A 22,251-nucleotide genomic window follows, 5' to 3' on the forward strand; every position below is an offset into this window, starting at 1 on the left:
ATTGCGCCGCTGTGGCGCGGCGAACACCATGCCAACGACGGCAACAAGCAAGAGCAGTCCAGATGACCCAGGCGCGCCAAGCCCCCAGCCCGATGCGATGGATTCCCGTCGCTGTCTTTGCCTATCTTTTCTTGATGAGCGTAAGCAGGGCCAAGGGCCTGCCGGATTTCATGTTCGACATGTACAATGATTCCGCCCTGCGTCTGGTCGAGGTGCGCGATCTGCTGAACGGCAAGCCATGGTTCGATCTGACGCAGCCAAGGCTTGGCCTCGATGGCGGCTTCGAGATGCACTGGTCGCGGCTGGTCGATGCACCGATTGCAGGGCTGATCCTGCTGTTCGATCTGGTCACCACGCGGGCGCAGGCGGAATATCTGGCGATCTTCTGCTGGCCGCTGATCCTGCTGGCGCTGACCATGTGGCTGGTGGGGCGCATTGCCGCAACGCTGGGCGGGCGCAACGCTGCGCCCTTTGCCGCCGCGCTGGCCGGGTTCATGCTGTGGCTGGAGGTGCGCTTTCTGCCGGGGTCCATCGACCATCACAACGTGCAGATCGCGCTGTTCTTGACGATGTTGCTGGGCATTCTCGGGCGCCGCGAAAACCGCTGGCTGCCGGTGTTGGCGGGGGTCGCGCTGGCCGCGTCGCTTGCCGTCGGTGTCGAGACGCTGCCGCTGCTGGCGATGGGCACGCTGGGGCTGGCCGGGTTCTGGCTGGCGCTTGGCGCGCCGGAACGTGCGCCGGTGCTGGGCTTTGCCGCCGGGGGCATCGGCGGGCTGCTGGTGCTGTTTGTGGCCCTCGCCCCGGCCTCGGCCTACCGGGGGGGATTTTGCGACGCGCTGTCGATCGACCTCGCGGTGCCGGTTGCGTTGGGGCTTGGCGCGATGGCGCTGGCGGCGCTGACGGTGTCGGGGCGCGGGCTGGCACTGCGCGGCGCGGTGCTGGGCGCGCTATTCGCCGGGGTTGCCGGGGGGACGCTGGCGGCGCTGCCCTCTTGCCTGCACAACCCGCTGGACGCGCTCGACCCATATCTTGCGCAGCATTGGCTGGCCTTCGTCACCGAGGCGCGCGGGCTTGACGACCTCCTACGCAGCTCTGGCCTGCTGTTCCTCTATGGCTACTATCTGGTTGGCCTCGCGACAGTCATCCTGTCGGCGTGGTTTGCCTGGAACCAGCGCAGCGCCAGCTGGCTGTTGATGACACTGCTGCTGATCGGCGCGCTGGCGCTGACAATCTACCAGCTGCGCGGCGCATCGGCGCTGCTGACGCTCTGCGCGCCGGTGCTTGGCGTGCTGATCACCCGGCTGCACCAGATCTGGCAACGCGACCGCCGCCCGATCGCCGCGCTTGCGGCCTTTGCCTGCTTTCTGCTCGCGGTGCCGATGACATGGGGCGAGATTCTGGACGGCACCGAACGGGTGATCAGTCAGGTTGCAGGCCCGGCCCATGCCGCCACCTCTGCGAAAACCGACACGCGCGCCTGTTTCACCGCCAAGTCCACCGCTGCGCTGGCGGCGCTGCCGACGGGCGTGGTGTCGGCACCGTCGAACCTTGGCACGCAGATCCTATTGCACAGCGCGCACCGGACCTTGTCGGCCCCCTATCACCGCAATCAGGGCGGAATGCGCCGCCAGCTCGAGATCACTCTGGCGCAGTCCCCGGCAGAGGCCCACAGCCTGCTGACCGAGACCGGCATCGACTATCTGGTGTTGTGCCCGGACGACCCCGAACTGGTCTCGCTGCACCGTCACGGCTATTCGGGCTTTGGCTACGATGTGGAACGGGGCGCGGTTCCGGCGTTTCTGGACCCGGTTGCGCATGGCGATTCCGAAAGCGGGCTGCTGATCTTCCGCGTTCGTTAAAGCCGCGTAACGCTCAGCGACACCTTGCCGCGATTGTTGAAATAAGCGCCCCAGACGTCATTGGCGAAACAATAGAGGTAGCCGCTGCTGCGCGGGGTCAGCGTGCCCCCGGCGCCGATGGCCAGCGTCTCATGCGGGCAGATCCGCCCGCGCGTCTCGCTAGCGCCCTGCCCGCTGGCGACGATTCCGACCAGCGACATCCACGGCAGCGCCTCGGCCCGGCGCGCCGCCCAGACCACGGCGCTGCCATTGCCCGGCTTGCGACGGAGCCAACCCTGAAGCTTTGATGCCGGCGCCGCCGCAAGCCAGAGCGCCTTGCCAAGGTGCAGACCGGGTTTCGGCCCGGCAGCGCTGCAGCGGATACCGGCGTCGAGCCATTCGCCGTCGGCCTCGAAACGATAGCGTTCCCCGGCCTGCAGCCAGATCCCGGTCGCATTCCAGCGGCTGCGCGCAAACACATCGAGGCGCACCGCCTGCCCCGGCGCCAGCGCCGTCTCGGGCCAGTATCCCGCCTGATCAAGCGGCGGTGTCAGGCGCCGCGCCGCCACGCCGGGATGCACCGCCTCGCTCTCCTCCGCCAGCCGGGGCACCGCGCGTGGCCGCCGACGCCCGAGCAGCGCAAACACCCCGCGCACCGAGCGATGCATCACCCCGCGCGGGTCCGGCGCGATCTGCTCGAGCGCAGAGGGCGCAAACCCCAGCCCGCAGCCCGCCGCCTCGTCGATCATCCAGCGCAGCGCGATGTCGCCCAGCCCACGTTCGCGGTAGCCGCCGCCAATGTCGGAATGCACCCCTGCAAACCAGACCTGCCGGATATCGCGCCCCGCACCGTGACCCTGCCACAGCGTCGGCGCAAAGCTCTGCCGCCGCTCGTCGATGGCCAGCGCGTGGCGCGCAGTTGCAACATTCTCGCCCAGCCAAGTGTCGTGAAAACGCAGCCGCCCCACCCGGCCCAGCAGGTTGATGCCGAAATCCTGCGGAATACCCAGCGCACCGACGGTATCCCACACGCCAAGAAAGCGGATCGGCACATCACGGTGGCAGGGCACGGCGCTGTCAAACGGCGCATCCGCCGACAGCTTACGGTAGGCGGCATAGACCGTATCCACCCGCTCCCACCGCTGCGCCTCATCTTGCACACCCGACAGATCGACAAGCCCGCAGCGCCCGATCATCCCGGCAAGGCTGCGCACCGCGTAAGCCCCGCGCGAAAAGCCGAACAGAAAGATCTCGTCCCCCGGTTGCCAGCGGGTGGCAAGCCAGTAAAAGGCGCTCTTGATGTCCTCGCCCAGCCCGATGCCCAGACCACCCTCGGCGGCGCGGCGCAGCGGCCCGCCGGAAGTGCCCACGCCCAGCCGGTAGTAGCTGTCTTGCGCCTGCCCATCAGCCCCCGCGGCGGCAAGACAGGCCCGCAGCCGCACAACGTTTGTGGGCGAGGGCAGCCCGAGCGCCTCCTGCCCCGGACTGTTCCAGGTTCCGTCGCAACACACCACCAGCCTTGCCATTCCCGCCCCTCCACCATGAACACGCGATGGATGCTGACGGATAGGGTACACACGTCAAGGTGGAAACGCCCTTGCGCGCAATGCAAACCCGCTGGCATCGCCGAGACTGGCCAGAGGCTCAGGTCAGGCGGGTGCCTGACGCGCCCGCCCGAACCATGGCTCAAAGGTTTTCTTCGACGATGCGCCAAGCGTTTTCGGCCCGCACCCGCGCCAGATGCCCCAGCTTGAGCGCCTTTTGCGACGAGGCGTTGCCGTCAAGCCCGCGCTTATAGACGCCCTGAATGATCGCGGCGCTGCGAAAGAAAGAAAACACTACGAAAAACAAGTGGTTGTCGACAGACTCTCGGCCCGAATAGCGGCAGTAAAGGTCAAGGAATTCCGCCTCGGTCGGGATGCCCAAGCTTTGAAAATCCAGCCCCTTGAACTGCCCGGTGGGCAAGTTGTCGGCGTGGTAATTGGCGCAGACATAGCCCAGATCGGCCAACGGGTGACCAAGAGTGCACAGCTCCCAGTCGAGCAGCGCGATCACCTCAGGAGAGCCCGCCGCCACGATGGCATTGCCGGGGCGGAAGTCACCGTGCACGATGGCCGCCTGGTCATCCTCTGGCAGGTTGGCGGGCAGCCAGTCCATCAGCTTGTTCATTGCGGTGATGGTCTCGGTTTCCGTCGCCTTGTACTGCTTGCTCCAACGCGCCACTTGACGCGACAGATAGCCCTGAGGTCGGCCGAAATCACCCAAGCCCACGGCCTCGGGGCGAACCGCATGCAGCGACGCCAATGCCTTGATGAAACTGTCGTAAAAGGCGCGCCGCTCTGGCGGTGTCAGCCCCGGCAGGCTGGGATCGTGAAACACCCGACCCTCGACCATTTCCATGACGTAGAAGTCGGTTCCGATCACCGAAGCATCGGTGCACAGGTGCAGCATTTTCGGCACCGGAACCGGGGTGTCGCGCAGCGCGTGCATCACCCGGTATTCCCGGTCCACCGCGTGGGCCGACGGCAGAAGCGTTCCCGGCGGCTTCTTGCGCAGGACGTATCTGCGCCCCCCCGCGACCAGCTGATAGGTCGGGTTGCTTTGCCCGGCGTTGAACTGGCGCACCGTCAAGTCGCCGGAAAAGCCCGGCAAATGATCCGCCAGATAGGTTCGCAGAGCGTTTTCATCGAAACTGAGCGCCTCACTGACGTCGATCAGGGGCGGGCCGCCGTTCTCACTCATGGGGTGGGTCCTTTTATGTTGTCCGTCCGGCTCATCCGTTCAGATCCGCAAAGCTGCGCCCGTCGCGCTGCATCTTGCGAAGCAGATCGGGCACCTGCCAGAAATGCGGGTCTTCGGCGGCGTAATCTTCGATGCGCCGGATCAGCTCTGCCGGGCCGATCAGATCGGCCTGATGCATCGGCCCGCCGCGATGGCGGGGAAAGCCGTAGCCGAACAGTTCGACCGCATCGATATCCACCGGACGCAGGGCGACGCCCTCTTCGAGCACCCGCACCGCTTCGGCGATCATCGCCGTCAGGCAGCGGGCGACGATGGTTTCGCGGCTGAAGGCGCGCGGGGCGAGGCCCAGCGCCCGGCGTTCGGTCTCGACGATCGCCATTGCGCCGGGATGGGCGACGGGTTTTTTGCCGGCCTCGTAGAGGTAATAACCCTGTCCGGTCTTGCGCCCGAACCAGCCCTGATCGCAGATCAGATCGGCGACGCGGGAATAGCGCTCTTGCGGCGGGCGGGTGGCGGCCTTGCGATCGCGGGTGGCCCTCGCAATATCTAGCCCGGCCAGATCGTTGACGGCAAAGGGCCCCATGGCAAAGCCGAACTCCTCGAGCGCGGCGTCGATCCCGGCAAAATCGGCTCCGTCAAGCAGCAGGTAATCCGCGGCGCGGCGATACTGCGTCAGGATGCGGTTGCCGATGAAGCCGTCACTGTTCCCGGCCCGCACCGGCACCTTGCCAAGCTTGCGGGCGAGCGCAAAGGCCGACGCAACGCAGCTTGGCGCAGTCTTTTCGGCGACGACCACCTCGATCAGCCGCATGATATGGGCTGGCGAAAAGAAGTGCAGGCCGATCACGTCTTCGGGCCGGGCGGTGGCCGCAGCGATCTGGTTGACGTCAAGATACGAGGTATTGGTGGCAAGGATCGCGCCCGGCTTGCAGATCGCATCAAGCTTGGCAAACAGCCCGATCTTGGCCTCCATATTCTCGAAGATCGCCTCGATGACCAGATCGGCCTCGGCGGCAACATCCAGACTGTCGGTGCACCCCAGCCCGTCAAGCGCGGCCTTGTGCGACTCTGCGGTCAGTTTGCCGCGTTTCAGAGCACCTGCGAGGTTCTTTTCGATGCCGCTGCGGGCCTGAGCGACACGGGCGCTTTGCGCTTCGATCAGGTCGGTCTGATAGCCGCCGATCAGCAGGGAGGTGGCAATGCCCACCCCCATCGTGCCGCCACCGATCACGGCGATGCGCTGTATCGTGCGCGGGGTGGCGGATTTTTCCGGGATCTGACCAGTGGCCCGCTCGGCAAAGAAAGCGTGCACCAGCCCGGCGCGTTCGTCACCGGCCATCAGCTCCATGAACAGCGCGCGTTCACCCGCAAGCCCCTCGTCAATGGGCAGGGTCGCGGCGCAGACTGCCTCCAGTGCCTTCAAAGGCGCCATCAGCGCCGGGCGCTTGGCCTGCAGGCGGATGCGCGCAGCGTCTACAGCGGCCGGATCATCGGCAACCACTCGCGCGTCGGTCTGCCGGTGTGCCAGCGTTCCGGCCAGCACATCGCGGGCCGCTGCAATCCCGGCCCCGCGCGCAGGGCCATCGACCAGCCGATCGAGAATGCCAAGCGACAGCGCCTCGTCCGCCAGCACATCGCGCCCCGAGCAGATGATATCGATGGCGCTTGCCAGCCCGGTCAGCCGTGGCAGGCGCTGCGCGCCGCCAGCCCCCGGAAGCAGCCCCAGCTTCACCTCTGGCAAGGCGATCCGCAGCCCCGCCACACCGACCCGCAGATGCGTCGCCAGCGCCAGTTCCAGCGCGCCGCCAAAGGCAACGCCGTGCAGCGCAGCGATCACCGGCTTGTCGCTGTCGTTCAGCGCCTTGAGAACCTGTGGCAGGGTCGGTTGCACATCCGCCTTGCCAAAATCCTTGATATCCGCGCCCGCCGAGAAAAACCGCCCCTCGCCGTAAAGCACGATGGCGCGGATCGCCGGATCTTGGCTCAGGGTCTGAAACGCGTCATGGATGGCGCTGCGCAGCGCCAGCCCCACCGCGTTGACCGGTGGTTTGGCAAGGCAGATCAGACCGATCTCGCCCTCGGTTTCGATCCTTGCGATTGCCGTAACGTCGTCTTTCATCGCCTCAGCCTCCTCGCCCTTCATTGCAAACGCTCGATGATCACCGCGATGCCCTGTCCGAAGCCGATGCACATCGACAGGCAGCCATAGCGCCCACCACTGGCCTCGAGCTGGCGCAGCCCGGTCAGGATCAGCCGCGCACCGGATGCGCCCAGCGGATGACCGATGGCGATGGCGCCGCCATTCGGATTCAGCCTCGCATCATCGGGCGCGATCTTCAGTGCGGCGCAGCAGGCGATGACCTGCGAGGCAAATGCTTCGTTGATTTCGATCACATCCATATCCGCAAGGCTCAGCCCCGCGCGGGTCAGCGCCTTGGGAATGGCATGGGCCGGGCCGATCCCCATCACCCGCGGCGCCACCCCGGACACCGCCCCGGCAAGGATGCGCCCGCGCGGTGCAAGCCCAAGACCCGCCCGCCCGATCAGCAGCGCACCGGCCCCATCGTTGATGCCCGAAGCATTGGCCGCCGTGACCACCCCCTTGGGATCGAGCGGGCGCATCGCCGCCATCTTTTCAAGGGTCGTGTCGGGGCGCGGATGTTCGTCCTGCGAGACCCTCGTGACGGCCCCCTTGCGCCCGGCAATCGAGATCGGAGTTATCTCGCCGTCATAAAACCCGGCCTCGCGCGCGGTTTCATAGCGCCGCTGGCTGGCCTCGGCGAACAGATCGCAGGCCTCGCGCGACAGGCCGAAGTCAGCCGCCAGATTGTCGGCGGTCTGCGGCATGGACTCGCGGCCAAAGGCTTCCTGAAACTGAGGATTGGGAAAGGGCTTGCCGGCGGTCGCATCGTGGATTTCGCTCTGGCGTGACCAGGCTGTCGCCGATTTTCCCATCACGAAGGGCGCACGGGTCATGCTTTCCACGCCGCCGGCGACGAACAGATCGCCCTCGCCCACCGACACCGCCCGAGCCACATCCAGCGCCGCCGCCATGCTGGACCCGCAAAGCCGGTTGACCGTCTGCGCGCCCACACCCTCGGGCAGCCCGGCAAGCAGGGCGGAAAACCGCGCGACATTGCGGCTGTCTTCGCCGGACTGGCAGACATTGCCCAGCACCACGTCTTCGATCTGATCGCCCGAGAGCTCTGTGCGAGCCATTAGCGCGGTGATGACCTGCGCCATCAGATCATCGGGGCGGATCGCGGCCAGCGCGCCGCCGTGGCGGCCAAAAGGGCTGCGCAGCCCGTCGTAGATATAGGCATCCAGCATGGTGTCTTCCTTTTCCTGTCCGGCTCAGTCGGTGGTGAACCGGCCTGCGTCGGCCATTGCGTCGATCGACGGCATCACCTTGACCTCGAGATATTCCTCGAGCCCGAAAGCCCCGCCCTCACGCCCGTTTCCGGAGTGTTTGTACCCCCCGAAGGGCGAGCCATAGCTGGCACCCTGCCCGTTGATCGCCACTACCCCGGCGCGCAGCTGTCGGGCGACGCGCCGCGCCCGCCCGGCGCTGCCGGTCTGCACGTAGGCAGCAAGGCCGTAATCGCTGTCATTGGCGATGCGGATTGCGTCTTCTTCGGTGTCGAACGGGATGATGCACAGCACCGGGCCAAAGATCTCTTCGCGGGCGATGCGCATGTCATTGCTGACATCGGCAAAGATCGTCGGCCTTACGAACCAGCCCTTGTCAAAGCCGTCGGGCCGCCCCGGCCCACCGGCCAGAAGCCGCGCGCCCTCGTCAAGGCCCAGCTGGATCATCGCCTGAACCCGCTCGAACTGCATCTTGTCAAACAGCGGGCCGATATGGCCGCCCTCTTTGGCGGGATCGTCGACGGCCTGCGCCTCTGCTGCCTTGCGCGCAAGGTCGAGCACCGCGTCATAGCAGCTGCGTTCGACCAGCATCCGGGTCGGGGCGTTGCAGCCCTGCCCGGTGTTGAGAAAGCAGCGCTGCACCGAGGCGGCCACGCAGGTTTCCAGATCGGCATCAGCAAAGACCAGGTTGGCCGATTTGCCGCCCAGTTCCAGCGCCACGCGTTTGACTGTTTCGGCGCTGTCGCGCGACACCATCGCCCCGGCGCGGGTCGAGCCGGTAAAGGACATCATCGCCACATCCGGGTGGCGCGACATGGCGCTGCCCACGCCGGGGCCATCCCCGAACACAAGGTTGAACACGCCCGCAGGCAGGCCCGCCTCATGCACGCATTGCGCAAAGATCGCCGCAGACAACGGCGTGTGTTCCGAGGGTTTGAGCACGCAGGTCGCACCCACCGCAAGCGCTGGCATGACCTTTTGCGCGATCTGGTTGATCGGCCAGTTCCACGGCGTGATCAGACCGCAAACCCCGATGGGGTCCTTTCGGATGATGTCACCGTTCGGCAGGCTGTATTCTTCGGAATGGGCCTCGAGCGCGGCGATATAAGCCGCGGCGTGGCGCGGACCGCAGCCGGCCTGCGCGTTGCGCGCAAGGGTGATGGGGGCGCCCATCTCGGCGCTGATGGCGTCGCCCATATCATTGATGCGCGCCTCAAGCGCCGCCTGCAGCGCCCGCAGATAGCCCAGCCGCTCGGATTTGGTCGTGCGCGAATAGCTTTCAAAGGCCCGGGCAGCGGCGGCGACGGCGCGATCCACATCCGCCGCCGTGCCAAGGGTGACGGTGCCGATCTGCGCCTCGCTCGCCGGGTTCAGGATGGGGAAATCCCGCCCGCCCTGCCCGCTGGTCCAGACGCCGTCGATGTAATGCTTGTTGAGTATGGTCACGTCGTTGCGCTCCGCTTCCTGTGGGTCACTTGTCGGCTGCGTCCAGCAGCCCGCGGTCTTCCAGCACCTTGCGGGCATGGCGGAAGCATTCCAGCGATTGCGGCACGCCGCAGTAGATGCCGATGATGTGGATGATCGAGCGGATCTCTTCTTTTGTGACGCCGTTGTTGATGGCGCCGTTGCAGTGGATTTCCCACTCGTGCATCTTGCCCAGCGCGGCCAGCATCACGAGGTTGAGCATCGAACGGGTCTTGTGATCGATGGTGTCATCGCCCCAGCCAAACCCCCAGCACCACGCGGTCATCGCCTCTTGGAACGGGCGGGTGAACTCATCTGCGGCGGCAAGGTTGCGTTCGACATACTCTGCGCCGACAACCGCCTTGCGCTGCTTGAGACCGTGTTCAAAAAGATCGTTGTTCATCTTGTCATTTCCTTGGATTGGGGGGTCAGGCCACCACGCCTTGGGCATAAAGCGTATCGATCTGCTCGGCGGCATAGCCCAGCTCGGTCATGATCTGCCGGGTGTGCTGGCCGATGGTGGGGGATTGCGACAGCACCTCGCCCACGGTGAAATCGGGCAGACCGGGGATGTTGGGCACCGGCCAAGGATCGTCGCTGCCCGCCTGTTCCAGCCAGCTGAACACGCCGATTTCCTTGGCCTGAGGGTGGTGGACGAAATCGCGATAAGATTGCACGACCTCGTTTTGCAGCCCCGCCTTGCTGAGCCGATCCGACAGCGCGGCGGCGTCCCATGTGGCGGTGATCCCGCGCACATAGTCGTTGAGGTAATCGATATCGGCCAGCCGCCCCGCGATGGTGTGAAAGCGTTCTTCGGCCCAAAGCTCGGGCAGATTCATCAGATCGCAGAAGGTGGCGAATTCGCGGTCGCGCACGATGTTGATCTGGATGTAGCCGTCCTTGGTTTTGAACGTGCCCGAGGGCGCGGTGGATGCCTTGCGCGCCCCGCCGCGAAACCCGCTGAGCAGACGCACGGCCTGAATGGCGGCGGCGCCTTCCATCAGGCTGATCTCGATCTTGCGGCCCCGGTTGTGATCGCGCCGCGCATAGAGCGCCCCGGCAAGCGATTGCGTGGCAAACAGCCCCGTCGCCATGTCGAAATAGCTGACCGGCGTGTGATGTGAGATCCCGTCAAGCCCGGTGTTCTCATCCACGAACCCGCTGAAGGCCTGCAACATCGGGTCCATCGCCGGGCGGTCGCGCATCGGCCCCGACTGGCCATAGCCCGAGATCGACACATAGAGCAGCCCGGGATTCATCTCGGCCAGCCGCTCATAGCCATAGCCGAGCCGCTCAGCCACGCCGGGGCGATAGCCTTCGATGAACACATCGGCCTGCGCGATCATCTTGTCGGTGATCTCCTTGGCCTCGGGTTGTTTGAGGTTCAGGCTGATGGCGCGTTTGCCCATGTTCGCGACAATGGAATAGGCGGTGTGATCGCCGTAGACCCCGCCGATCAGACGCGCCCAGTCACCCCCCGCCGGTTCGACCTTGACCACATCGGCCCCCTGCTGGGCCAGCAGCATAGCGCAATACGGCCCTGCCAATCCCTGAGACAGGTCAACGACCTTCAACCCCTCGTATGGGCGCTCAAAGCTCATGATTTCCCCCTGTTTTCCAGAACTTCGAACACGCGGGTGAAATCGGATTGCGGCGGCAGGGTCTGTTCGACGAGGTTCCAGACCTCGGCCACCCGCTCGCCCATGAGGTTGGAGGTACCCGCCTCGCGCACGAATTCGTTGTAGAGCCGCACATCCTTGTTCAACAGCTCGGCAAAGAAGCCGGCATCATAGGTGCCGGGCAGCACGCGGTTGGGGAATTTATCCTCGATCGCGGTATTGTTGCCGGTCGAAACCTTCACCACGTCGATGATGGTTTTCATCTCGACCCCATGCGCCAGCCCGAACAGCACCGCCTCCGAGCTGGCCGCCATCGCGGTGGCCGACAGGAAGTTGTTCAGCAGCTTGACCGCCTGCCCCTGCCCCGGCGTGTCGCCGACGTGGAAGGTGTTCTTGGAAAACAGGTCAAGGATCGGCTGGTGGCGGTCCATTTCGGCGCGCGACCCGGACCAGATGATGGTGATCGCCGCCTTGAGCGCGCCTTGCCGCCCGCCGCTGACCGGGGCGTCGATATAGGTCATGCCCGCGCCCTGAATGGTGGCGGCGGCCTGTTTGGCAGCGGCCGGGCCGATGGTGGACATATCGATGATGACCTTGCCCGCGACATCCGGCAGTGCGGCGATTTCGCCCGCAACCGCGTTGACGATCTTGCCATCGGGCAGCGACAGGAAAACCGTGTCCGCCCCCGCCACGACGGCGGCAAGGCTGTCGACCTCGGTGCCGCCCTTGGGGGCAAGGCCCGGCGTGCGGTCATGGCACAGAACGGGCGCATCGCCCTTGCAGATAAAGGCGCACATGGGTTCGCCCATCTGGCCCAACCCGACGAAACCGATGGTTTTGGGAGCAGTCATGTTACACCTTCTTGTTTGTATATTTTTTCAGTTCAAGACGGGCGATCTGGTTCTGGTGAACCTCGTCCGGGCCATCGGCCAGACGGATCGCGCGGGCCCGGGCATAGGCGTAGGACAGGCCGAAATCGTTCGACACGCCGGCGGCGCCATGGGCCTGGATCGCCCAGTCGATGACCTGCGCGGCCATGTTCGGGGCGACCACCTTGATCATGCCGATGTCCTTGCGGGCTTCCTTGTTGCCGACCTTGTCCATGCGGTCGGCGGCGTTCAGCGTCAGCAGCCGCGCCTGATCGATCAGGATGCGCGCATTGGCGATGCGCTCGCGCGTTACACCCTGATCCGACAGCGGCTTGCCAAAGGGATGCCGGTCGAGCACCCGTTTGCACATCTTTTCCAACGCGACCTCGGCCTGCCCGATCATGCGCATGCAATGGTGGATGCGCCCCGGCCCGAGGCGACCCTGCGCGATTTCAAATCCGCGCCCCTCGCCAAGCAGGATGTTGGACACCGGCACGCGCACGTTGTCATAGATAATTTCGCCATGCCCGTGCGGCGCATCGGAAAAGCCGAACACCGGGATCATCCGCTTGATTGTCAGGCCGGGCGTGTCGCGCGGCACAAGGATCATGCTTTGCTGGCGATAGGGATCTGCGCCGTCGGGGTCGGACTTGCCCATCACGATGAACAGCTTGCAGCGGCTGTCGCCAGAGCCGGAGGTCCACCATTTGCGCCCGTTGATGACGTATTCGTCGCCGTCGCGGGTGATGGTCAGGCTGATGTTGCGCGCGTCCGATGATGCGACATCCGGCTCGGTCATGGAAAAGCACGAGCGGATTTCGCCCGCCAGCAGCGGCTCCATCCATTGCTTTTTCTGCTCTTCAGTGCCGAAACGTTCCAGCGTTTCCATGTTGCCAGTGTCGGGCGCGGAACAGTTGAACACCTCGGCCGACCACGGCGCGCGACCCATGATTTCGCACAACGGCGCGTATTCGAGGTTGGTCAGCCCGCCGCCCTTGCGGCTTTCGGGCAGGAACAGGTTCCACAGACCCGCTTCGCGCGCCTTGGGCTTGAGCTCTTCGATGATCGGAACACCGCCCCAGTTTTCCCAATGCTCGACGCCATAGCCCATGTCTTGCAGCTGTTGGGCATAGAGTGGTTCGTTGGGGTAGATGTGCTCTTCCATGAAGGCATTCAGCCGCGCGCACAGGTCTTTCACCTTTGGGCTTTGGTCGAAATCCATTGATATTGCTCCATTATTTTCTGGCGCGGGGCCATTTTACGGCCGCAGGAAGCCGCGGCCTGAAACCGGCCGTTTCTCCCCGTTCTGCGGAGGTGTTCAGTGTTTGCGCCCTATATGGGCGATGCGACCCTAGTGGCCGACATGCCGTGTGACGCGCCCTAGGGGCCGACGATGGTGGTTCCGCCATCCACGACGATGACCTCCCCTGTGATGAATCTCGCCGACGGGCCAGCAAGGAAGGTGGCGACTCCGCCAATATCCTCGGGGGCGCCAAGCCTGCGCACCGGCGTGCGTTTGATCCGATCATCGCGAAGGCTGTCGTTTTCCCACAGCGCGCGGGCGAAATCGGTTTTGATCAGCCCCGGCATGATGCAGTTGACGGTGATGTTTTTTGGCCCCCATTCCACAGCGAGCGAGCGGGTCACACCCACATCCGCCGTCTTGGAAATGCCATAGGCCCCCAACGTCGCCGATCCGCGCAAGCCGCCGATGGACGAGACGATGATGAAGGCCCCACCCCCCGCGTCGGCCATATGCGGCATGGCGGCATTGGCGAACCAGATGGCGCTGTGCACGTTCGACGTCATCACCTTGTCAAACGCTTCATCCGACAATTCGGCGAGCGGGCCATAGACCGGGTTGACCGCTGCATTGGCGACGAAAACGTCCAGCCTCCCCCAAGCTGCATGGGTTTGCGCCACCAGCGCCTCGCATTCCTCGCGGCGCGAAATGTTGCACGCAATGGCGATGGCCTCGCCCCCGGCGGCGCGGATCTCTTCGGCGGCCGCTTCGCAGGCGTCGATCTTGCGGCTGGCGATGGCGACCTTGGCCCCCATCGCGGCCAGATGATGGGCGATGGACAGGCCGATGCCCTTGCTGCCGCCGGTGACGATGGCGACTTTGCCGTCCAGGGAAAATGGGTTCTTCATGGGGTTGTCTCCGCTAAATTCGCTCATGCCGGCTCATCGCCCATCCGCAGTTGCAGCCGCTCGCCGGTGTAAGGGTTGGCCTCGGCCACCGCTTCGTTCAGTTCGACACCAAGCCCCGGCGCGGTGGGCGGAATGATGTAGCCATCCTCCCAGCGGATCGGGGTGGTCAGGATTTCCGCGTGGAAGCCGCCCCATTGCTCGATCCCCTCCATGATCAGGAAATTGGGGCTACAGGCCGACAGCTGGATATTCGCCGCGCCAACGATCGGACCGCAGAACAGATGCGGCGCGATCTGGGCGTGAAACGCTTCGCCCATGGACGCGATCTTTTTCGCCTCAAGAATGCCGCCCACACGGCCAAGGTTCATCTGCAGGATCGAGGCCGCATCCTGCCGCAGCAGATCTGCAAATTCGTACTTGGTGGTCAGCCGCTCGCCCGTCGCCACTGGAATGCGCGTGCCCGCAGCCACCCGCGCCATGCCGGCAATGTTGTCGGGGGGGGTCGGTTCTTCGAACCACAACGGATCATGCGCCTCCAACCGCCGCGCCAGACGCAGCGCGCCCGAGGGTGACATCTCGCCATGGGTGCCGATCAGGATATCGCAGCTGGTGCCCACCGCTTCGCGCACGCGGGCGGTGTAGCGGTCAGCGAAATCCAGCGTTTCCATCGACAGCTGCCGCGGATCGAACGCGGTATAGGGGCGGGCGGGGTCGAATTTCAGCGCGGTGAAGCCTTGGGCGATGTATTCCAGCGCCCGTTCGGCGGCGGCATCGGGGTCGTCATAGACCTTCTTGTTTGACGCGGCATCGGCCGGGGCGTTGAGATAGGTGTAGCTGCGCAGCCGCTCGTGCACCTTGCCGCCGAGCAACTCGTACACAGGCTTGTCCAATGCCTTGCCGATGATGTCCCACAGCGCCATCTCGATGCCGCTGAAAATGCCCATCACCGTGGGATCGGGGCGCTGCGAGAATCCGGCGGAATAGACGTGGCGGAAATGGCGTTCGATCTTGAACGGATCGGCCCCCGCGAAATGGCGGTCGAACATGTCGTCGATCATCGCCACCAGCGCCTTGGGGTGAAAGGCGACGCCGTAGATTTCGCCGTACCCCACAGTGCCGCAATCGGTCGTGAGCTTGACGAAAACCCAATACGGCCCGCCCCGGTGGATGGATTTATTGCCGACCACAAAGGTCTTGATATCCTTGATCTTCATCTTGGTGTTCGCTTCTTGTTTGTGGGTCAGGCGATGTCTTGCAGGATCATGTCGGCGGCCTTTTCGCCGATCATGATGCAGGCGGCGTTGGTGTTGGCCGACACCAGCGTCGGCATGATCGAGGCATCGGCCACGCGCAGCCCCGTCAGCCCGCGCACCCGCAGCCGGGGATCGACCACTGCGCCGTCATCGGCGCCCATGCGGCAGGTGGAACTGGGGTGAAAGATTGACCCGCCATTGGCCCGCACGTACTCCAGCAGCGCGGCATCATCGGCCACATCCGCCCCCGGCATCATTTCGGCGCTGATGTAATCGGACAGCGCCGGTTGGGCGGCGACCTTGCGCACCAGTTTCATGCCCGCCACCATGGTTTCCCGGTCGGTGTGGGTGTTCAGATAATTGGGCTGGATCAGCGGTTTTGCCGTGTGATCTGGCGAAGTGATCCGCACATGGCCCCGGCTTTCGGGCCGCAGCTGGCACATGGTGACGGTAAAGCCGGAAAACGGGTCCAGCGTGCGACCGCGTTTCTGCGCGGTGTAGCGCAGGAAATGGAACTGCACGTCGGGCGTGGCGCAATCGGGGCGGGTCTTGGCAAAGACCCCCACCTGCCCGGCGCTCAGCGACATTGGCCCGCTGCGATCCTTGAGCCATTGCAGCGCCACACCAATCTTGCGCGGCCAGCTGCGCACTTCGTCATTGACGGTGACCGGCTGCGCACAGCGATAGGTGCTGCGGCAGGTGTAATGATCCTGAAGGTTCTCACCGACCTCGGGCAGATGGTGCGCCACCTCGATCCCCTGCTCGCGCAGGAGAGAGGCGTTGCCGATGCCTGACAGCTGCAAAATCTGCGGTGAGTTGATCGCCCCCGCCGCCAGCAACACCTCGCGCCCGGCACGCAGGATTTCAACCGTGCCGCCCCGTTCGACCTCGACCCCGACAACGCGGGTGCCGTCGATGATCAGGCGGCGCACCATGGTGTCGGTCTGTACCTTCAGGTTGGGCCGTTTGCGCGCAGGTTTGAGATAGGCGGTGGCGGCACTGCTGCGCCAACCATTGCGGGTGGTGACCTGGAAATAGCCAGCGCCCTCTTGGTCATGGCCGTTGTAGTCGGGGTTGGTGGGAATCCCTGCCTGCGCCGCTGCGGCAATATAGGCATCGCACAGCGGGTTCGGGCTGGCGCGGCTGACGCCCAGCGGCCCGTCGCGGCCATGGCAATCCTCGTCAATATTGTCGATCGACGCACCCTCGGCCCGGCGGAAATACGGAAGCACGTCGGAATAGGCCCAGCCCGTGTTGCCAAGCTGGCGCCAGTGGTCGAAATCCTCGGCCTGCCCGCGCGCATAGACCAGCCCGTTGATCGAACTGCACCCGCCCAGCACCTTGCCGCGCGGCCAGTCGAAACGCCGACCAGCGGATTCCGGCACGTCTTCGGTCTGGTAGCTCCAGTTGATGCGCGTGTCGTCCATCGTGCGGTAATAGCCGATGGGGATGTGAATCCACGGGTTGAGATCGCGCGGCCCCGCCTCGAGCAGCAGCACCCGCAGCCCCGGTTTCGCTGACAAACGGTTGGCCAGCACGCAGCCGGTCGAGCCGGCGCCGATGATGATGAAATCGTAGGAGGCTTCGGTCATAGCGTGCCCACCTTTCGTGCGGCGGCCTGCGGCGCGAATTCGGCCATCATCGGGATCTCCCAATCCTGCCCCGGTTGCGCCGCGATCAGGGCCTTGGTGTAATCGTGCTCTGGCGCGGTAAAGATGCGTCCGACACCGCCGCGTTCGACCACCTCGCCGTGTTTCATCACCAGCACCTCGTCGCAGATCTGCGCCGCGACGCGCAGATCGTGGGTGATGAAGATCACCGTCAGGCCAAGCCGGTCGCGGATGTCGTTGATTAGCTTGAGCACCTCGCGCTGGATCGACACATCCAGCGCAGACACCGCCTCATCCGCGATCAGCACCTTGGGGTTGACCACCAGCGCGCGGGCGATGCACAGCCGCTGGCGCTGGCCACCGGAAAATTGGCTGGGATAACGGTGCACCGAATATTTCGGCATCTGCACGATTTCCAGAAGCTTGTAGACCCGATCCCAGGCTTCCTCCCGGGATACGCCGAAATTGATCGCGCCTTGGATCAGCTGGCTGCCGATGGTGCGGCGCGGATTGAGCGAGCCGTAAGGATCCTGAAACACGATCTGGATGTCCTTGCGGTGCTGGCGCAGCGCGGCAGAGGTCTGGCTGGCGAAATCGACGCCAGAAATGTTGATCGCGCCGCTGTCGGGGTCGATCAACCGCATCAGGCAGCGCACCAGCGTGGTCTTGCCCGACCCGGATTCCCCAACGATGCCCAGCGTCTCGCCGCGCCGGACCTGAAACGAGATGTTCTTTACCGCACTTACCGTGCGGCTTTTCTTGAACATGCTTCCGGCGGTATGAAAGGTCTTGTTCAGGTTCTGAACGTCGATCACCACCGGGTGTTCCGACACCACATGATCGCGGTCTTGGGCACGGCGCGGCACCGCGTCGATCAGCGCCCGGGTATAGGGGTGCTGGGGGTTGCTCAGCACCTCTTGCGCGGTGCCCTGTTCGACGATCTGCCCGTGGCGCATCACCACCACGCGGTCGGCGATTTCGGCCACAACGCTGAAATCGTGGGTGATGAACATGATGCCAGCATCGTGGTTGGCATTGAGCTGCTTGAGCAGGTGCAGGATCTGTTTTTGTGTCGTGACGTCCAGCGCCGTGGTCGGCTCGTCGGCGATCAACAGCTTGGGATCCAGCGCGAGGGCCATGGCGATCATGATCCGCTGCCGCTGCCCGCCGGACAGCTGGTGCGGATAGGAATTGTACAGGCGCTCGGGGTCGGGCAGACGCACCTCCTCAAGCAGCTTGAGCGTGCGCTTGCGCCGTTCATCGCCGTCATAATCGCGATGCACGCGGAAGACCTCGGCAATCTGATCGCCCACGGTATAGGCCGGGTTCAGCGCCGTCATCGGTTCCTGAAAGATCATCGCCATGCGGTCGCCGCGCAGGGCGTTGTGTTCGGCTTGGTCCAGCGTCAGCACATCGCGGCCATCAAATTCGATCTCACCGCCGGTGACCCGCAGGCTCGAGGCCAGCAGCCCCATGGTCGCCAGCGAGGTGATCGACTTGCCGGAGCCGGACTCGCCCACCACGCACAGGATCTCCTTGGGACGAACATCGAAGGTCAGGTTCTGCACCGCGTTGGCCCGTTCGATCTTGACCGGCAAGGCCACGGTGAGATTGCGGATCGAAAGGATTGGCTTGGTCGTATTGGTCATGTGCTTGCCGATCTTGCCAGAGTGAGTGTCCAGGGGCGCATCAGTTGCGATCCTCGGGGGCGGTGACATCGCGCAGCCCGTCGCCAACAAGGTTGATGGCCAGAACCAGCAGGAACAGCGCGGTGCCGGGCACGGCAATCAGCCAGCCATCAAAGAACATCAGCCCCTTGGCATCCGAGATCATCAGGCCCCAGCTTGGTGTCGGCGGCTGCACCCCCAGCCCAAGGAAGGACAGCGCCGCTTCGAGCAGAATGGCGTGGGCCATTTCAAGCGTGGCGATGACGATGACATGGTTGGAGATATTCGGCATCACCTCGGAGAACAGAATGCGCGGGGTGGAACTTCCCAGGGCGCGCGCCGAGGCGACGAAATCCAGCCCCCTCACCTGTTGCGTGGCACTGCGCACCACCACCGCAAAGCGATCCCAGATCAGTAGCCCGATCACCCAGATCACCACGGTCAGCGACGAACCCACGATGCTGATCACCGCCAGCGCCACCAGAACCACCGGCATCGACAGGCGCGTGGTGATGAGGAAGCTGATCACCATGTCCACCCGGCCGCCGAAATAGCCGGCGCAAATTCCCAGAACGGTGCCGATCACACCCGAAATCAGCATTGCCGAGAAGCCGATCAGCAGCGAGATCCGCGCGCCATAGATCAGGCGCGACAGGTAATCGCGGCCCAGATGATCGGTGCCCAGAATATGGTCCCACGTTGCCTTGGAACTGTCGAACCAGACCGGCGGGACCAGCTTGCGCGACAGCACCTGCGCATAGGGATCATGCGGGGCCAGCAGCGGAGCAAAGATCGCCACCAGCATGATGGTCAGGATGACCAGACCGCCCAGCATCAGGCCTCGGTGCGATTTGGCGTGCGAGAGCATCACCTTGCCAGGCGACAGAACGGGCGCGTCGGCCATCGGCTCAAGACTGTTGTTTTCCAGCGTGCTCATGTCATCCAATCCTGATGCGCGGGTCCAGCCAGGCGTTCAGCACGTCGGCAAAGAAGGTCAGCGCGATGTAAAAGAAGCTGAGTACCAGCACGATCGCCTGCATCATCGGCAGGTCCGCCCGCTGGATCGATTCCCAGGCGAGGAAACCCAGCCCGTTGATGGCAAAGATCGTCTCGATCACGATCGAGCCACCCAGCATGAAGCCGAACTGCACCGCCGCCAGCGACACCACCGGGATGATCGCGTTGCGCAGGGCGTGCTTGAACAACAGCGAGAACTTGCTAACGCCCTTGGCTCGCGCCGTGCGGATGTAGTCCGAGCGCAGCACCTCGAGCATCCCGGCGCGGGTCAGGCGCATGACACCGGGGGTGATGTAGTAACCCAGTGCAATCGACGGCATGACGAAATGTTTCCAGCTATCGCTGCCCGACACCGGCAGGATCCGCCAGTTGATGGCAAACCAGAGCATCATCGTCAGCCCGAACCAGAAACTTGGCATCGCCTGACCGACAACGGCGATGGTCAGGGCAAACCGGTCGAGCAGGCTGTTGGGCCGGATCGCCGCCAGAACCCCCAGAGGAATCGACAGCGCCAACGCGAATACCAGCGCGCACAGGCCCAGCGCCATCGTCGTGGGCAGGCGCTGAAAGATTTCCTCTGACACCGGCTGGTTGAGGTAATGCGACTGGCCGAGATCGCCCTGCACCGCCCGTGTCAGCCAGTTGATATACTGCACCGGGATCGGCTTGTCGTAACCATAGGTCTCACGGATGGTTTGCAGATCCGCTTCGGTGGCGCTCTCACCGCCCAGCGCGATCGCCGGGTCGCCAGACAGGAAATTGAGTGAGAACGTGAGCGACGACACCGTCAGGGCGACAAGCACCGCCATCGATAGTCGCTTCAGTAAGAATGCAAGCACCGGTCAACCTCGTTCGTTGTTAGGATGTCCATGGAAGGGTCAGTGCCAACGCGCATAGCCGGAGTTCAGGGCAGCGCGCAAACGGGGGGCCCGCGCGGCCCCGAAGGTCCGCGACAAAGGTCTTCCGCCAGATGGCGATGTTACTTCCAGCTGGCCTCGTAAAGGCGCGGGATCTCATCCGCCGTCGGCGTGAAGTTGAGATCGTTCGAGAAGGCATAGTACTTGGTGTAGGTGAACATCGGCAGCCAGTACAATTCTTCCGAAATGATGTTGAGCGCCTCGGCGTAGGCCTCTGCGCGCACCTCGGGATCGACAGAGGTATCGCCGCGCCGCAATGCCTCGGCCGTGCGCGGATCCTTGGCCGGATCGTCGGCGCTGCCCGAGAAGAAATGGCTGGTGATCGCCGCAACATCCGGGATCGAGCTTGACCCCCATGTCATCTGGGCAACCGGCGTCTTGCCGTTCTGAAGTGCCTGAAGCAGCGAGCTGTATTGCAGCCAGTTGAGCTTGGCCCGGATGCCGACAGCGGCCAGATCGCCGATAACCGCCTCGGTGAATTCGCGCTCGCGATAGCCGTAGAGATCAAAATCGAACCCGTCCGGGTAACCGGCTTCGGCGAGCAGCGCCTTGGCCTTTTCCGGATCGTAATCATACTGCGGCACGTCTTCGGTGCAGCCAAACTGTTCGGGATGACAAGCCGAATGAATGACCACAGAGGCCGGACCGACCAGTTCCTTGGCGATGGCTTCGCGGTTGATCGCATGGGCGACGGCGGCGCGGACCTTTTGATCGGTGAAATAATCCTGCCCCGAACTGCCGGTGACGTCGAAGGTCAGATAAGAAATCCGCAGGGTCTTTTCGTTGACCACCTGCACCTGTCCGCTGTCTTCAAGACGCAGAGCCTGTTCCTTGGGAACGTCCCATGCCCAATCCAGACCGCCGGTCATCAGTTCGGCCAGCTGGGTGTTGGTTTCACCGATGGTGCGGAAATTGATGTGGCCGATTTGCGGGGTGCCCTTGGGGCCGTCCGCGAAGTAATTTTCGTTCTTGTCCCAGTTGACGTATTTGCCGGTCCGCACGTCGCTGACGCGATAGGGGCCGGTGCCATTCGGCGTGACGCCCGACAGATCGCGGGTGCCATCGGCTCCGATGGTCGAGCCATCGTAATAGCCTTCGGGCATGATCGAGATTTCATTAGCCAGATAGGCAAAGGCGTTGGGGAACGGCTGAACCAGCTCAAGGCGCACCTTGTACTGATCGATCTTGGTGGCGGATTTCATCCAGTTCACCACGGACTGCGCTGGCACGCCGTTGGCCTCATCCGCGAGGAAGTTGATGGTATAGACCACGTCATCGGCATCAAACGTGCTGCCATCGTGGAACACCACACCTTGGCGCAGATCGAACTCGACCACGGTGTTGCTCTTCCACTCCCATCCGGTGGCCAGAAGCGGGTCAAAATCGCCGGTTTCATTGTTGAAAAGGACCAGCCCGTCCCAGCCCATATGGCCCATGATCACCAGCTCGCGGGTCACGCTGAAATAGGGATCCACAACGGCGACTTCCTTGTCCGTTGCCCAGTTCAGCGTATCCTGCGCCTTGCCGGCCATGGCTGGCAGAGCCGTCGTGGCCAACAGCCCCACCAACAGGGAAATCTTGATCGATTTCATGAATTGTCTCCTCCTAGACACGCTCAGCACGTTCTTTCTATCGAAAACCGCCTCCCCGCGATTAAATCGATTGTGCCGTCATGACCACCGGGGGTTTCGACCCGAGTGATCCGTGTTGAGGCAAATGTCGCCTCGGCCTAGCC

The 22,251-nt window shown here is 64.1% G+C and carries 17 protein-coding genes; 1 reads left to right on the top strand and 16 read right to left on the bottom strand.

The annotated features are described in order from the left end of the window. The first annotated feature begins 62 nt into the window (after positions 1 to 62). Complete coding sequence (locus tag KO516_RS20615) at positions 63 to 1,859, top strand: hypothetical protein (RefSeq protein ID WP_216005667.1); 1,797 nt, start codon at positions 63 to 65, stop codon at positions 1,857 to 1,859. Here KO516_RS20615 and KO516_RS20620 read toward each other — a convergent pair. The 16 genes from KO516_RS20620 to KO516_RS20695 all read right to left on the bottom strand — a co-directional run bounded on the left by KO516_RS20620 (position 1,856) and on the right by KO516_RS20695 (position 22,108). After that, on the bottom strand, positions 1,856 to 3,364 hold the full coding sequence (locus KO516_RS20620; protein ID WP_216005668.1) for a DUF2235 domain-containing protein: 1,509 nt from the start codon (positions 3,362 to 3,364) through the stop codon (positions 1,856 to 1,858). The genes KO516_RS20615 and KO516_RS20620 overlap by 4 nt on opposite strands. A gap of 160 nt (positions 3,365 to 3,524) precedes the next feature. Next, on the bottom strand, positions 3,525 to 4,580 hold the full coding sequence (locus tag KO516_RS20625; RefSeq protein ID WP_216005669.1) for a phosphotransferase family protein: 1,056 nt from the start codon (positions 4,578 to 4,580) through the stop codon (positions 3,525 to 3,527). Between the two features lie 31 nt (positions 4,581 to 4,611). Continuing rightward, positions 4,612 to 6,699 carry a 3-hydroxyacyl-CoA dehydrogenase NAD-binding domain-containing protein gene (locus KO516_RS20630; RefSeq protein WP_216005670.1) on the bottom strand — a complete coding sequence of 696 codons (2,088 nt, stop codon included), beginning with the start codon at positions 6,697 to 6,699 and terminating at the stop codon, positions 4,612 to 4,614. Positions 6,700 to 6,719: 20 nt separating this feature from the next. Then, a complete protein-coding gene (locus tag KO516_RS20635) occupies positions 6,720 to 7,910 on the bottom strand; it encodes an acetyl-CoA C-acyltransferase (RefSeq protein ID WP_216005671.1) in 1,191 nt (396 codons plus the stop codon). Positions 7,911 to 7,934: 24 nt separating this feature from the next. Continuing rightward, complete coding sequence (locus tag KO516_RS20640; protein WP_371742123.1) at positions 7,935 to 9,395, bottom strand: aldehyde dehydrogenase family protein; 1,461 nt, start codon at positions 9,393 to 9,395, stop codon at positions 7,935 to 7,937. Between the two features lie 25 nt (positions 9,396 to 9,420). Further along, positions 9,421 to 9,816 (bottom strand): carboxymuconolactone decarboxylase family protein, encoded by a 396-nt coding sequence (locus tag KO516_RS20645; RefSeq protein WP_216005673.1) that lies wholly within the window; start codon positions 9,814 to 9,816, stop codon positions 9,421 to 9,423. Positions 9,817 to 9,841: 25 nt separating this feature from the next. Then, complete coding sequence (locus KO516_RS20650; RefSeq protein WP_216005674.1) at positions 9,842 to 11,014, bottom strand: CaiB/BaiF CoA-transferase family protein; 1,173 nt, start codon at positions 11,012 to 11,014, stop codon at positions 9,842 to 9,844. Continuing rightward, positions 11,011 to 11,883, bottom strand: a complete 873-nt coding sequence (locus KO516_RS20655) for an NAD(P)-dependent oxidoreductase (RefSeq protein ID WP_216005675.1) — start codon at positions 11,881 to 11,883, stop codon at positions 11,011 to 11,013. The genes KO516_RS20650 and KO516_RS20655 overlap by 4 nt, the downstream gene beginning before the upstream one ends. A gap of 1 nt (position 11,884) precedes the next feature. Further along, positions 11,885 to 13,123 (bottom strand): acyl-CoA dehydrogenase family protein, encoded by a 1,239-nt coding sequence (locus KO516_RS20660; RefSeq protein WP_216005676.1) that lies wholly within the window; start codon positions 13,121 to 13,123, stop codon positions 11,885 to 11,887. Between the two features lie 158 nt (positions 13,124 to 13,281). After that, positions 13,282 to 14,052: an SDR family NAD(P)-dependent oxidoreductase gene (locus KO516_RS20665; protein ID WP_216005677.1), complete on the bottom strand. Its 771-nt coding sequence runs from the start codon at positions 14,050 to 14,052 to the stop codon at positions 13,282 to 13,284. Positions 14,053 to 14,075: 23 nt separating this feature from the next. Next, positions 14,076 to 15,266, bottom strand: coding sequence for a mandelate racemase/muconate lactonizing enzyme family protein (locus KO516_RS20670; protein ID WP_216005678.1), 1,191 nt, complete (start codon positions 15,264 to 15,266; stop codon positions 14,076 to 14,078). A gap of 26 nt (positions 15,267 to 15,292) precedes the next feature. Next, entirely contained in the window at positions 15,293 to 16,897 is a 1,605-nt protein-coding gene (locus tag KO516_RS20675; RefSeq protein ID WP_216005679.1) for a GMC family oxidoreductase, read from the bottom strand. Next, positions 16,894 to 18,564 (bottom strand): ABC transporter ATP-binding protein, encoded by a 1,671-nt coding sequence (locus KO516_RS20680; RefSeq protein WP_216005680.1) that lies wholly within the window; start codon positions 18,562 to 18,564, stop codon positions 16,894 to 16,896. Before KO516_RS20680 ends, KO516_RS20675 begins: the two co-directional genes overlap by 4 nt. A 40-nt stretch (positions 18,565 to 18,604) precedes the next feature. After that, positions 18,605 to 19,519, bottom strand: a complete 915-nt coding sequence (locus KO516_RS20685) for an ABC transporter permease (RefSeq protein ID WP_216005681.1) — start codon at positions 19,517 to 19,519, stop codon at positions 18,605 to 18,607. A gap of 1 nt (position 19,520) precedes the next feature. After that, on the bottom strand, positions 19,521 to 20,438 hold the full coding sequence (locus tag KO516_RS20690; RefSeq protein WP_216005682.1) for an ABC transporter permease: 918 nt from the start codon (positions 20,436 to 20,438) through the stop codon (positions 19,521 to 19,523). A 140-nt stretch (positions 20,439 to 20,578) separates the two neighbouring features. Then, positions 20,579 to 22,108: an ABC transporter substrate-binding protein gene (locus KO516_RS20695; protein WP_216005683.1), complete on the bottom strand. Its 1,530-nt coding sequence runs from the start codon at positions 22,106 to 22,108 to the stop codon at positions 20,579 to 20,581. Positions 22,109 to 22,251 lie beyond the last annotated feature (143 nt).

The sequence above is a fragment of the Citreicella sp. C3M06 genome (assembly GCF_018860705.1).
Classification (GTDB): domain Bacteria; phylum Pseudomonadota; class Alphaproteobacteria; order Rhodobacterales; family Rhodobacteraceae; genus Salipiger.